Here is a 13059-nt window from a genome sequence, read left to right as displayed (position 1 = left end):
GTGCTCCTAACGCAAAAATCGGATAGCAAACGGATAGGTGTACGGGCGCCCACTGCTGGCGGCAACCGTTCCGGCGACGATGAAGATCAGCGAAACCAAGAAGACGAGCGCGACGGCAATTCCGAAAAACACCCAGAGGGCGATGAGCCCTGCTGCATAGCCGGCATCTCTGGTATGAACCGTCGCACCCGTTGCGATCAGGCCGAACATCGCTCCCACGGCCACGAGAATCCCCACGAGCCCGACGATAGAAACCGTGATCTGGTAGTTCAGTGACGCACGTGCATGCTCGGCCACGAACGCTGATTCGTGCGCCTTGATCAGGTAAACGATCAGTGGGCCGACGATATGGCCGAAGGGCAAGCCGGCAATCGCGACGAGCGCGCTCAAGTGTGCGGCCATAGCCCAATTCCGCTCTTGGGGAGCGATTTGAACCTGCATTCCGCTCTATTGCCGGGCGCTCCGGAATGGCCTGCTCTGCAGGGCGACGAATTGCGCTTGCGTGCGCTCATCGCCACACACGCAAGGTGCCGGTTACGACGTGTTGGTCGTCGGAGGCGGCAACGCCGGTTGCGCCGCAGCGATCGCCGCGGCTCGCCACGGCGCGCGAACGCTGCTGGTCGAACGCTACGGCTTCCTCGGCGGCACCGCAACCGCCGCGATGGTTGGGCCGTGGATGACCTTTCATTCGTCCAACGAGCGCATCGTCGGCGCGATCGCGCAGGAGATCGTCGAGCGCCTACAGCGCAAAGGCGCCTCGCCCGGTCATCTTCGTGACTCTTCCGATTACGTAGCGACGATCACTCCGTTCGATCCGGAAGTTCACAAAGCGCTGCTCTTCGAGTTGATGCAGGAGGCCGGTGTCAGCTTGCTCTTGCACGCCTACTTCTTGTCGGCGCACGTCGAAGGCGACGAAGTACGGAGCGCGACGTTTGCGACCATCGGCGGAAGTCGCACGTACGCTGCGCCGGTCGTCGTCGACGCGACCGCCGATGCGCTGGTCGCTGCCTCGGCCGGCGTGCCGACGCAGCAAGGCGACGAGCGAGGCCGCGTTCAGCCGGCAACGCTGATGTTTCGCCTGAGTCACGTCGACCTCGCGAAGCTCGCCGAGTATCTGCGCGATCATCCCGACCAGATGCGCACGTCGCTGGCGCCGCAGGAGCGGGTCCCGCAGGCGCTGACCGCGGTCGCCGGCCTGGGCGACCTGTGGGAGCAGGCGCGCAGCGACGGTCTCGTCGACGTACCGCGGGAGCTCGTCTCGTTCTTTATCTCTCCCTATCCCGACGAAGTGACGGTGAACATGACGCGGGTCGTCAACGTCGATCCGCTCGATCCCGACGACCTCACGCGCGCCGAAGTCCAATCGCGTCTGCAGGCGATGCAGCTGCTCGAGTTCTTTCGCCGGCGCGTTGCGGGCTTCGAGAACGCGCGAATCGCGGCGACCGGTACGCAGGTCGGTATCCGCGAATCGCGGCGCATCGTCGGGCGATACACGCTGACGCGCGACGACGTCCTGCAGGGCCGCAGCTTCGATGATGCGGTCGCGCGCAGCGCGTACCCTATCGACGTGCACAATCCCAGCGGCAGCGGAACGACGACGCATCGGCTGGCGCCCGGCGCCAGCTACGAGATTCCGTACCGTACGATGCTGCCGGTCAACCGCGAGCGGCTGATCGTCGCCGGCCGCTGCATCTCGACGACGCACGAGGCGCTGGCGTCGACGCGACTCACGCCGACGGTGATGACGCTCGGACAAGCCGCCGGCACCGCCGCCGCCATTGCCTGTGCGCAGAGGGTGCGAGTCGGCGACGTCGACGCCGCGCGCTTGCGCGAGCAGCTGATCGCCGACGGCGTCGACTTGCGGCGCGCGCAGTGAGCGCTCGCGAGCTCGCGCGCAAGTACGGCGTCGTAATCCGCTTTACCGATCTCGGCGAATGGGGCGAGCACGAACTGCGCTCGGAGTACGATCCGGCACTCCCGGAGATTCGCGTGCACGTGCGGCTGGCGCCCGAGTTGGTCGCCTTCGCGATCGGCCACGAGCTGTATCACCATCGGGAAGCAATCGGCGAAGTCTCTTTGTTGCCGACGCGCGCGGCCCGGGAAGCCGCCGCCGACGCATACGCCCGCGAGCTCACGGCGACCGAGGGATGAGCCGTTTGTTCGCGGGGATCGACGGCGGCCAAAGCTCGACGGTCGCGGCAATCGCCGATGAAACGGGCCGAATTCTGGCGCGCGGGCGAGCCGGGCCGGCCGATGAGATCGGCGTGGGGGCAAGTTCGACGCGGTTGCACGATGCGCTGCATGCCGCGCTTGGCGACGCGTGCGCGCGCGCAGGCCTGGGCCCGCAGTCCGAATTCGCCGGGATCGTCGCGGGGGTTAGCGGCTACGAAGGGCGAGTCTACGGCCGCAAGCCCGAGTTTCGGGCGCAGCGCTTCACGCTGCTGCACGATGCGCCGATCGCGCATGCAGGTGCGCTCGCCGGCGCGCCGGGCGTCGTCGCGATCGCCGGAACCGGGTCGGTCGTCTACGCGCGCGACGAGCGCGGCTCGGAGCGAACCTTCGGCGGTTGGGGGCCCCTCTTCGGCGACGAGGGGAGCGGCTTCGGGATCGTGCGCGAGGGGCTCGCGGGCGTGATGCAGGGGCACGACGCCGGCTTGCGCCAACGCGAGTCGGCCGCAGCGTGCGCGTTCTTCGGTGTGCGTACGCTGCGCGAGCTGTCACGCGCGATCTACGCCGGTGAGATTACGCGCGACAAGCTCGCGTCGTTTGCGCCGGCCGCCCTTGCGTTTCCGTTCTTTCGCCGAATCGCGCGGCGCGGCGCCGATCGGCTCGCCGGGCTGATCCGTACGGCGGCAGAGCCGATCGCTCGTCCGAACATCTCGCTCTTAGGCGGACTCTTCGCCGACCCGCCGTTTCGAGAGCGCGTTTCGCGTCGCGTCCTCGAGCTCGTGCCCGCTGCGCGGATCGTGGATCCGCGCTACGAGCCCGCTCTGGGTGCGCTCCTCTTGGCGTACCGGGAGATCGGCCGGCCGATCCCGGAGTTGTCGGAGTGAACCTCCTCGACGGCCTTCGCGGCGGATTGATCGTTTCGGTCCAAGCCTGGCGCGGCTCGGCGATTGACGATCCGCAGATCATCGCGGCGATGGCGCGCTCGTCGCAGGACGGCGGCAGCCGCGCGGTGCGGATCGAGGGTCAGGCGAACCTGCGCGCCGTCCGCAGCCGGATCGCGCTGCCGATGATCGGCCTGATCAAGCGCGAGTATCCCGGCTTCGAACCTTACATTACGCCGTCACTCGCCGAGGTCGGCGCCGTCATCGGCTCGGACGCCGAGATTGTCGCCTTCGACGCCACGGCGCGCCGCCGGCCCGACGGCAGCGTTCTGACCGACGTGGTCTCTGCGGTGCACGCTGCCGGGCGCCTTGCGATGGCCGATTGCTCGACCTCCGGGGAGGCGATAGCCGCTTGCGAGGCCGGCGCCGACGTGGTCGCAACCACGCTCTGCGGATATACGCGGGAGACCGCAGACCGATCGCTTCCAGCACTGGATCTCGTCGCAGAGATTGCGGCGCTCGGATGCTTCACCGTTTGCGAGGGTGGCGTTCGAACGCCCGCCGAGGTTCGCGCCGCACTGGATGCCGGCGCGAATGCGGTTGTCGTCGGGAGCGCCATCACGAACGTGGACTGGTTGGTCAGGGAGTTTGCAGGGGCCGCCGACGGGCGCTCTTAACAGCCCGTTTAGTCGGTGCGAGACGCTGCGCTGTGCCTTATAGTAGCTGTTAGGGAGAGCATTCTTTGATAGAAAACGGAGCGGAGCCAGTCAGACTCGATGGTGGCTTCTGGGGTGCCACCGCGGTCCTGACCCTGCTCGCCGTTGCTGCGATCGTCTTTTGGTACGTCTTTCCGATCGACCGGTATCTGCCGGAGGCGATCGTTACCGCGCGCCAGGTCGACACGCTCTTCCGTTTCATGGCCGCAACCGGCAGCGCGCTCTACATCTTCGTCGCCGGCTATCTGGTCTTTTTCTCGATCGCCTATCGAGCCAAAGCGAGCGATCCGCCGGGCGCGGTCGGCGTGCAGATCCACGACAATCGTAAGCTCGAATTTTGGTGGACGCTCATCCCGACGCTCTTCGTCGTGCTCCTCTCGATCGTCAGCGTGCGCATCTGGTATGAGATCATGCTGGAGCCGGAGAACGGCCTGGTCGTCGAAGCGATCGGACACCAATTCGATTTTACGTTCCGGTATCCGCAGATCAACGGCGAAGTTACCGACGAGATGCACCTGCCGCTGGGCGTGCCGGTCACGCTCAACTTGACGTCGGCCGATGTCATCCACGGCTTCTGGGTTCCGGCGATGCGCCTCAAAAACGACACGGTTCCGGGGCTCGTGACGTCGATTCGCTTTACCCCGCGCCTTGCCGGCCGTTACCCGATCATCTGCACGCAGTTCTGCGGCGTGCTGCACAGTCAGATGGACAAACAGGTCCTCGTAATAGAAGACAAAGCCTCGTTCGATCGTTGGTTCAAGGGGTGGCAGCAGAAGAACGCGCACGCGAGCAATGCGCTGTCATCCGCGGGAGGGGGCGCGATCTCGCTGCAAGGCGGTGACGTTGCTTCCGGCAAGCAGCTCTTCTCACAAAAGTGCACGGCCTGTCACAAGCTCGCGCCCTTCGATCAGAAACTCGTCGGGCCGGGACTTCTCGGCGTGCTGCACGACCCGTCGCACCCCAATTTGGTAAACGGTCAGGCGGCAACTCCGGCAGACGTCGCGACGATCCTTCAGAATGGATATACGGGGAGTATGGGCGCCATGCCCAACGCGAGCGCGAACGGGCTTTCAGCCAAGGATATCGCCGACCTCGTCGCCTTCCTCAACACACTGAAATGAGATTACGGAAATAATGGCAGTAGCAGCAGTACCCGCGGGCGGAATCGCCGGTCACATCCATCCCGAACCTCAGGGGTTCGTCCGCCGGTACGTTTTCTCGCTCGACCACAAGATCATCGGCATTCAGTACATCATCACCGCTTTTGTCTTCATGGTCTTGGCCGGATTGCTCGCTGAGGTCATTCGCACGCAGCTGCTCAACGCCAACGGCGGGTTCGTCGCTCCCGATACGTATAACGAAGTCTACAGCGTCCACGGGAGCGCGATGGTCTGGCTGGTCATCATTCCAGTCTTGACCGGCGGCTTCGGCAACCTCGTGTTTCCGCTGCAGATCGGGGCGCGTGACGTCGCGTTTCCTTGGCTGAACATGCTCAGTTTCTGGATATTTCCGGTTGCGGGCTTGATGCTGTTCTCGTCGTTCTTAATGGGAGCGCCTACCGCCGGGTGGATGGAGTATCCGCCGGTCTCGCTGCAAGGAGCCGCGGGGACCTCGATGTGGGCCGCGGCGATCTTTTTGGTCGGCGTCAGCTCGACGATGACCGGCATAAACTTCGTCGTCACGATCTTGAAGATGCGGGCGCCCGGAATGACGTTTACCCGCATGCCGCTCTTCGTCTGGGGCCAGTTCGCCACCGCACCCCTGCTAATGATCGCGACGACCGCGCTCGCGGCGGCGCTCGCCGCGCTCTTCATCGAGCGCCAGTTCGGCGTGCCGTTCTTCGACCCGACCAAAGGCGGCAGCCCGGTGATGTGGCAGCACATGTTCTGGTTTTATTCGCACCCCGCCGTCTACATAATGATTCTGCCGGCCTTCGGCATCATCTCCGAAGTGCTCCCCACGTTCTCCCGAAAGCCGATCTTCGGTTACAAGCTGATCGCGTTCTCGTCGATGGCGATTGCGCTGGCCGGCTTCATGGTGTGGGCGCACCATATGTTCACCTCGGGCCTCGCGCCGTTCTTGCAGATCCCCTTCATGATCATCACCTTTGTGATCGGCGTCCCCACCGGCATCAAGATCTTCTCGTGGACTGCGACGCTGTGGCGCGGAAAGATCCACTACACGACGGCGATGCTCTTTGCGATCGGCTTCGTGGGCCTCTTCACGCTCGGCGGCATCACGGGTATCTTCCTGGCGGCGATTCCGTTCGATCTGCACGTCCATGGCACGTACTTTATCGTCGGTCACATCCACTACGTGCTGGTGGGAGGAAGCCTGATGGGCGTCTTCGCCGGCATGTACTACTGGTTCCCCAAGATGTCGGGGCGGCTGCTGAACGAGACGCTTGGCAAGCTGCACTTCTGGCTCTTCTTCATCGGCTTCAACGGAACGTTCATCCCGATGCACTGGCTCGGAATGCTCGGCATGCCGCGCGAAGTCGCGACCTACGATCCGCAGTTCACCTTCTGGAATCGCTTCGAGTCGTTCTCGTCCTACCTCATGACGTTTGCGATCCTAATCTTCTTCGTCAACGTGCTCTGGAGCATCCGCAACGGGAAGCGTTCCGGCCCGAATCCGTGGGGCGCGCGGACGCTCGAGTGGCAGATTCCGTCCCCGCCGAACTATTACAACTTCAAGCACATCCCGACGATCTACGGTCTGCCGTACGACTTCAGCCAGCCGCTGCCGTATAAGGGGCTGGAGGAAGAACTCACCGATTCTCCGCCGCCGGTTGCGGCGGGAGCTCACTGATGTCGGTTGCGGCGATCGGCGCAGACGGTCACGATGGAGTAGACCAGCTCTACGTCGAGACGCGCGAACTGCGTCTCCAGGGCTTCCTGCTCTTCCTGGTCAGCGACTGCGTGTTGTTCTCGTCGTTCATCTTCGCCTATCTCTACCTGCGCAACAGCGGGCAGGGCTGGCCGCCGCCCGGCATCCAGCGCCTCGACGTGGGCTTCGCGGCGTGGAACTCGGTCGTGCTCTTCGGCTCAGGCGCGACGATGCACTATGCGCTCGAGAACTTCAAGCACGGCAACTTCATAAGGTACATGTGGTTCCTGCTGGCGACGATCGTACTCGGCGCCGGATTTCTCGGCGGACAAGCCTACGAATACAATCACCTGATCTTCGGCGAGCACGTGACCTGGTGGGGCAGCGGCATCTTCGGCGCATCGTTCTTCACCTTGACCGGCATGCACGGAATGCACGTCTTCTTCGGTGTCTGCTATCTCACGGTGCTCGTCCTGCAGTCGGCGGCCGGCGTCTACACTAAGGGAAAGTACTTTGGGATCACGGCGGGCACGCTCTACTGGCATTTCGTCGACGTGATCTGGGTCGTGCTCTTTTCGATCTTCTATCTAATTTAAGGAGCGACGTTCGTGAACGCACAACTGATCGAACGAATGGGAGCCGTGATCGGCGGAATCATCGTTGCCGTCGTGGCTTTTTACGCGCTCTATAAGGATTGGCAAGCGACCGGCGTCGAGAACCAAGTTTTCAAGTTGATGCTGGTGCTGCTCGGCATCGGCGCGGTGCTGGCGCTCTTGGCCGGGCTGAACATCGTCGGCTTCGCGCCGAAGGGGGCATAGGATGATCGTTCGAGACGACGAGTACATGGATTTTAGCAAAGTTCCCGAGAGCCGCGGCATTCCGCCGGGCCTCATTCGGATTGCCAGCGTCGGGCTGCTGATAATTTTCGCCATCGGCGCGGCGGTCTGCCTGCAGTCCGGCTACGGGCATCACTGGCCCGCCGATACGACGCAGCGCGTTCCCCTGAAATAACTCAGGAGCCTGTCGCTCCTAGAGGTCGATCCGTTTGCCGCGACGCGTCGCAATGCCGATCGCGAGCAGCGGCAAGTCCTCATCGGGCAATACGCCCGTAGCCCTTCCGTCGATCTTGTGAATCCCCGCGTAGAGCGAGAACTCGATCAGCGCCGGGATCGTCGTGTTCGGGAGGCGACGCTGGCCGAGCCATTCCCACTCGCCGGCGAGCTCGCGATCCGCAAAGAGCGCCGCCGCATAGCCGCAAGCATCGCTGCGCGACTGGGCATCGGGCTCGCGATAGCGGACGTAGCCGTCGAGAATGTAGATCGGCCGGAACGTGTGCAGGTAGGCGACGGCCGGGGCGACCAGAACCGCGACGAAGTAGCCCGCAAACGCGATCGTGCCCACGGCGAAAATCCAGGCGATCTTGATCAAGGTGGCGTCCGACGCAACGTGCTGCGCGCGGTAGACGATTCCCCACGTCAGCAACGCCATGAAGGCCATCCCGATCAGAGGCTCGACCGCCAGTGCGAACCGGCCCGTGAGCCCGCGCCAGACGATACGGCGTTCCTGCGCGGTCCACCGCCGGTGCGCGAGACCGTGCTTGCGCTGGTCGAACTCGCGCGCCTTCACGGCGCTTCCATCGGCGCGGCGCGATCGATGATGCTGCGGAAATCGATAGCCGGCGGCAGCGTTCCCAGCGTTCGTCCCGCCGCACCGAGACGGCTGCGCAAAAAGGCTTCCGCGACCAAACTCGGTGCGTAGCGATGGAGCAGCGCCGCCTGCCAGAGAAGCGCCATTTTCTCGCCGAGCGCGCGGGCTTGCGCCTGCGCGAGGGATCGATCGCGCAGGTCGCGTTCGAAGCCGCGCAGTTCCGCCGCGATGAGCGGCTCGTCGAGCGCAGCTTCGAGTTCGGCTCGCCAGGCCGCATAGGCTTCGGGCTGTTTTTGCAGCACCCGGACGACGTCGAGCGCGTTGACGTTCCCAGAGCCTTCCCAGATCGAGTTCAGAGGCGCTTCCCGGTAGAGCCGCGGCATGATCGATTCCTCAACGTACCCATTGCCGCCAAGGCATTCGAGGGCTTCTGCAGCGATCGCCGGCGCTCGCTTGCAAATGTAGTACTTCGCGAGCGCGGTTCCGATGCGTTTGAGCGCCGACGCCGCGGGCGAATTCGGCGCGTCGATCGTCCGCGCGACGCGCAAGACGAGGAGCGTCGCCGCCTCGGACTCCAGCGCGAGGTCCGCCAGTACGTTTTGCATCAGCGGCTGATCGATCAGCGCTTTGCCGAACGCGCGACGGTAGATTGCGTGGTGGATCGCTTGTGCAAGCGCGGCCCGCATGAGGCCGGCCGAACCGAGCGCGCAGTCGAGGCGCGTGTGGTTGACCATCTCGACGATCCGGACGAGCCCTTCGCCCTCGTCGCCGATCAGCCACCCATGCGCCGCGTGAAATTCGACTTCGGCCGATGCGTTGCTGCGATTACCGAGTTTGTCTTTTAGCCGAACGAGCTGCATTGCGTTGCGGGTCGCGTCGGGAAGCACGCGCGGCACGAGAAAGCAGGAGATTCCACTCGGCGCCTGCGCGAGAACGAGGAATGCATCGCTGGCCGGCGCGCTGCAAAACCATTTTTGGCCGTCCAGCAGGTACTCTTGCCCGCTGCCGGGCGTCGTTGCGGCAATCGCGCGCGTCTGGTTGGTTCTAATGTCGGACCCGCCTTGCCGCTCCGTCATGCCCATGCCGCAGAGTCCGCCGCTCTTTTGCTCGATCGGCAGCGTTCGCGCGTCGTAGTGCGGCTGCGTCAGCGCCCGGACCCACGTTGCGCCGGCGTGCTGCAGGGCGCGTACGACCGGTACCGCAGCGTAGGTCATCGAGAGCGGGCAGCCGTGCCCCGCTTCGACCTGCGACCACAGAAAGAACTTCGCCGCGCGGCGCACGTGCGGGTTCGGTCTGGGATCGTCCCAGGCTAGCCCCGCAAGGCCCGCACGCAGTGCGTGCGACATGAGCGTATGCCACGCGGGATGAAAGCGAACCTCATCGATGCGTTCGCCGAACCGGTCGTGCGTGCGAAGCTCTGGAGGATGTTCGTTTGCGTCGAATCCGAGCGCGATCGTTTCGGCTCGTCCGGCCAGCTCGCCCAATACCGTTAACTCGCCGTTTACGCCGTCGGGCGCCTCGCGCGCGACCGCCTCCCGCAAAACGCGATCCGTTCGGAAGAGGTTGTAGTTCTCGAGCGCGGGCGGTTGATTGTCGAGCATGGCAGGTGGGGCCGTTAAGCAGCCTCCTCGATTGGGTGCGTTCGCTCCTGTGCGCGCGGCTTCAGCGTTGCTGCCAGCAGGACCGCAACGAAGGCGACCGCGCAAAATGCGAGGTACGCGTGCCGGTAACCGGCGACGTCGCTCTGCGCGGCGCTCAAGAAGCCGCCTGCAAGCGAGCTCCCGAGGATCTGTCCGACGATCAAGGCCTGGCTCAAGAGGCCGACCGCGGTTGCGCGTGCGCTTCGCGGAGTCTCGTTGGTGACGATGTAACGCGTCGGCGCACCGAGCAGCGCGCCGAACCCTGCACCCGCGACGACGATCGCGAGCAAGGCCAGCGGCAGCGACGTAAATCCCAACGCGAAGACGGCGAGGCCGATCTCGCTGCAGACGGTGCCGGCCAGCAGAACGTCGCGGCTGCCCACTCGATCGAGCGCGCGTCCCGACGCCGGAATGACCAGGACGAACATCAGCGCGCCCAGCGCGGCGATAAAGCCCGCGGCGGCATACGATAGGCCCTGCGCGGCGACCAGTGCCGCCGGTATGAAGAAGAGCGAACCCTCCAAGACGCCGATGACGAGCTCGAGCGCGTACGTTTTGAAGAGCTGCGTCGTACGCAAAACGCCGACCGGCAGCAGGGGATCGTCCGCTCCGAACTCGTAGGCGACGAACGCGGCGAGTATCCCGATTCCGCCGATTCCGACCGCCAGCCGCATCTCGATCAGGCCTTCGGTCAGCGCGAGCAGGCCGACGCAGAGCAGCGTCAATCCAACGAGATCGAGCCGGCGCTTGCGCTGCGGAATCGCCACCGGCAGGTCGCGCATCGCCATCCAGAAGACGGCGCCCGCGAGCGGAACGTTCGCGACGAAGATATAGCGCCACGAAACGTAGTGCGTAACGAGCCCGCCGAGGCTGGGGCCGATGACGGCCGCCAAGCCCCACGTCGCGGCAACGATGCCCAGCGCCGCGCCGCGCCGCTGCGCCGGAACGGCGTCGCCGATGGCAGCGGTAGCGACGGGAAAAATCCCGCCCGCTCCCAGCGCTTGAATTCCGCGCGCGGCGAGGAAGACGCCGTAGTTCGGCGCGAGGATCGCGACGATGCTTCCGGCGGCAAAGAGCGAGATGCAGACGAGATAGACCGGCCGGCGGCCGAAACGATCGGCCATCGCGCTCGCCACCGCGATCGAGATCACCGTCACGAGCAAGTAAAGGGTGAAGACCCAGGCTAGGTCACCGCTCTCGACGCTGAAGGCTCGCCCGAGCGCCGGCAGCGCCGGAGAGAGCACGCTCAAATCGAGCGCACCGGCAAAGACGCCGAGCGAGAGCGTCCACAGCAGGCGACTCATCGCGGCCCCACTAGACGACCCTGTCGATCACCATCACCGCGCACATCAAGGCGAGGTAGACGAGCGAGAAGCGGAAGAGTTTCCGCGCTGCGATCGTTCCACTGCGCTCGCGCCACGTTCGCCACGCATCGAGGACGAAGATGCCGCCGAGAACCGCGGCCGCGCCGAAGTAGAGCGCACCCATCACGTGCAGGGGGTAAAGCAAGAGCGACGCCGCGACGAGCAAGAGGCTGTAGTAGACGATCTCGCGCTTGGTTCGTTCGCGGCCGCAGACGTTTGGCAGCATCGGGATGTTCGCCTTGCCGTAATCGGTCTCGGTCATCAGAGCGAGCGACCAAAAATGCGGCGGCGTCCAAAGAAAGATCAGCGCGAAAAGCCCTAATGCGGGGCCGCCGATGTGGTTCGTGACGGCGGCCCAGCCGACCAGCGGCGGCACCGAACCTGCGGCTCCGCCGATCACGATGTTGAGCGGCGTGATGCGCTTGAGCCACATCGTGTAGATTCCGACGTAGTAGACATTCCCCGCCAAGGAAAGCCACGCGGCCAGCGGATCGACGAAGACGTAGAACAGCCCGAACGACAACGCGCCGGCGAGGGCAGCGTAAACGGTTCCAGCGCGCCGCGAGATTCGCCCGGCGGGAATCGGCCGATCTTGGGTGCGCTTCATCACGCGATCGATGTCGGCATCCCAGACGCAGTTGAACGCCCCGGCCGATGCGGCGGCTAGCGCTCCGGCCAGCAGCGTCCAAAAGACCAGCACGAGCGGCGGCAAGCCCCGTGCGGCCATCACCATCGACGCGGCGGTCGTGACGAGCAGCAATACGATGATACGCGGCTTCGAAAGCTCGTAGTAATCGCGTACGCGAGTTAGTGCGGTCAACGCCCAGACCCGCCGGACCCCAACTCGCGCGCGGGCCGCGGTACCGCCGCGTCCATCAGCGCAAAGACGGTTGCAACGAAGAAGGCCAAGAAGAGGAGCGCGGCATTGACCGCGTGCGCCTCACGCAGATCTACCGGCAAGCGCAGCGCAACGTTGAGCAGACCCAACAGGATTTGAATGGAGACGAGCACGACGCCCGTCGCGACGGCTGCGCGAACGCGAACGGACGCGGGACGCGCCCACGCGAGCGCGAGCGCGGCGGCTGCACTGGCGAGCGTGACGCCCGCCGCGATGCGATGCACCATCTGCACGAACTGGCCCGTCGTGTAGACGACGACGTTGCCGGCGCAGCCGGGAATCGAAAGACAGGCGAGGCCGGCGCCGCTCGAGCTCACGTACGCTCCCACGCACATCGTCGCGAATGCGAGCGCCGCGGTCGCCCCGACCGTGACGAGCAGGTATGGCGAGGAGCGCTCCGAGGACGTGCTGGAAGCCTCTCCGGCTCCCTGCGAGGCCCCGGCGAAGACCGCCATCGCGGTCAGCGACGCGATGAAGGCCATTGCGGTGGCCCAGTGCAGGACCACCGAGGCGGGCGAGTTTCCGAGCCGCACCGTTTCGGCGCCGAGCACGACTTGCAGCGTGAAGAGGGCGACGATCACGGCGATGGTGGGGCCCACGAAGGCGAAACGCCGCCGTTCAGGCCACGCGACGGCGATCAGGGCGATCGTGAGAGGCGCCACCAGGAACGCGAGCAGCCGGTGCGTCCACTCCCACAGCGTCCCGCCGGTCATGGCCGGAATCAGGTGCCCGTTGCAAAGCGGCCAATCCGGGCAAGTGAGCCCGGCCCCATTGATGCGCGTCCAGCTCCCGAGCACGATAGTCATCATGGCGACGGCATCGGCAGCGAGCGCGAGGCGCAGGAGTCGTTTCATCCGATCCTCAGCGTAGCCCGGTTGGAGCCGGGCGGCAATGACAAATGAACGGCTCGGGCGA

At 65.0% G+C, this 13059-nt stretch carries 15 protein-coding genes; 9 read left to right on the top strand and 6 right to left on the bottom strand.

Going from position 1 to position 13059, the window contains the following annotated elements; genetic code table 11:
• Window positions 1-6: 6 nt before the first annotated feature.
• Window positions 7-441, bottom strand: coding sequence for a DUF4870 domain-containing protein (locus VGG51_00325; protein HEY1881470.1), 435 nt, complete (start codon window positions 439-441; stop codon window positions 7-9).
• A 61-nt stretch (window positions 442-502) separates the two neighbouring features.
• On the opposite strand from VGG51_00325, the gene VGG51_00320 reads away from it, so the two are divergent.
• The 9 genes from VGG51_00320 (at window position 503) to VGG51_00280 (ending at window position 7606) form a co-directional block, all read left to right on the top strand.
• Window positions 503-1876 carry an FAD-dependent oxidoreductase gene (locus VGG51_00320; GenBank protein ID HEY1881469.1) on the top strand — a complete coding sequence of 458 codons (1374 nt, stop codon included), beginning with the start codon at window positions 503-505 and terminating at the stop codon, window positions 1874-1876.
• Window positions 1873-2151, top strand: a complete 279-nt coding sequence (locus VGG51_00315) for a hypothetical protein (protein HEY1881468.1) — start codon at window positions 1873-1875, stop codon at window positions 2149-2151. The genes VGG51_00320 and VGG51_00315 overlap by 4 nt, the downstream gene beginning before the upstream one ends.
• A complete protein-coding gene (locus VGG51_00310; GenBank protein ID HEY1881467.1) occupies window positions 2148-3053 on the top strand; it encodes a BadF/BadG/BcrA/BcrD ATPase family protein in 906 nt (301 codons plus the stop codon). The genes VGG51_00315 and VGG51_00310 overlap by 4 nt, the downstream gene beginning before the upstream one ends.
• Window positions 3050-3727 (top strand): N-acetylmannosamine-6-phosphate 2-epimerase, encoded by a 678-nt coding sequence (locus tag VGG51_00305; GenBank protein HEY1881466.1) that lies wholly within the window; start codon window positions 3050-3052, stop codon window positions 3725-3727. The genes VGG51_00310 and VGG51_00305 overlap by 4 nt, the downstream gene beginning before the upstream one ends.
• A gap of 65 nt (window positions 3728-3792) precedes the next feature.
• Window positions 3793-4887, top strand: coding sequence for a cytochrome c oxidase subunit II (gene coxB / locus VGG51_00300; protein ID HEY1881465.1), 1095 nt, complete (start codon window positions 3793-3795; stop codon window positions 4885-4887).
• Between the two features lie 13 nt (window positions 4888-4900).
• Entirely contained in the window at window positions 4901-6577 is a 1677-nt protein-coding gene (locus VGG51_00295; protein HEY1881464.1) for a cbb3-type cytochrome c oxidase subunit I, read from the top strand.
• Complete coding sequence (locus VGG51_00290) at window positions 6577-7191, top strand: heme-copper oxidase subunit III (GenBank protein HEY1881463.1); 615 nt, start codon at window positions 6577-6579, stop codon at window positions 7189-7191. The genes VGG51_00295 and VGG51_00290 overlap by 1 nt, the downstream gene beginning before the upstream one ends.
• 12 nt (window positions 7192-7203) lie before the next feature.
• Window positions 7204-7413, top strand: a complete 210-nt coding sequence (locus VGG51_00285) for a hypothetical protein (GenBank protein ID HEY1881462.1) — start codon at window positions 7204-7206, stop codon at window positions 7411-7413.
• A 1-nt stretch (window position 7414) separates the two neighbouring features.
• Window positions 7415-7606, top strand: coding sequence for a hypothetical protein (locus VGG51_00280; protein ID HEY1881461.1), 192 nt, complete (start codon window positions 7415-7417; stop codon window positions 7604-7606).
• Window positions 7607-7624: 18 nt separating this feature from the next.
• Here the strand turns inward: VGG51_00280 and VGG51_00275 are convergent, their stop codons facing one another.
• The 5 genes from VGG51_00275 to VGG51_00255 are packed head-to-tail and all read right to left on the bottom strand — an operon-like array spanning window position 7625 to window position 12998.
• Entirely contained in the window at window positions 7625-8221 is a 597-nt protein-coding gene (locus VGG51_00275) for a hypothetical protein (protein HEY1881460.1), read from the bottom strand.
• Window positions 8218-9843: an acyl-CoA dehydrogenase family protein gene (locus VGG51_00270; GenBank protein ID HEY1881459.1), complete on the bottom strand. Its 1626-nt coding sequence runs from the start codon at window positions 9841-9843 to the stop codon at window positions 8218-8220. Before VGG51_00270 ends, VGG51_00275 begins: the two co-directional genes overlap by 4 nt.
• A gap of 14 nt (window positions 9844-9857) precedes the next feature.
• Window positions 9858-11186 (bottom strand): MFS transporter, encoded by a 1329-nt coding sequence (locus tag VGG51_00265; GenBank protein ID HEY1881458.1) that lies wholly within the window; start codon window positions 11184-11186, stop codon window positions 9858-9860.
• 10 nt (window positions 11187-11196) lie between these two features.
• Window positions 11197-12066 carry a heme o synthase gene (locus VGG51_00260; protein ID HEY1881457.1) on the bottom strand — a complete coding sequence of 290 codons (870 nt, stop codon included), beginning with the start codon at window positions 12064-12066 and terminating at the stop codon, window positions 11197-11199.
• The gene (locus tag VGG51_00255) at window positions 12063-12998 is read right to left on the bottom strand and encodes a COX15/CtaA family protein (GenBank protein HEY1881456.1); all 936 of its coding nucleotides are present in this window, start codon (window positions 12996-12998) and stop codon (window positions 12063-12065) included. Before VGG51_00255 ends, VGG51_00260 begins: the two co-directional genes overlap by 4 nt.
• Window positions 12999-13059: the final 61 nt, after the last annotated feature.

Source organism: Candidatus Cybelea sp. (assembly GCA_036489315.1).
Classification (GTDB): domain Bacteria; phylum Vulcanimicrobiota; class Vulcanimicrobiia; order Vulcanimicrobiales; family Vulcanimicrobiaceae; genus Cybelea.
This window is presented reverse-complemented; position numbering and strand designations above follow the sequence as displayed.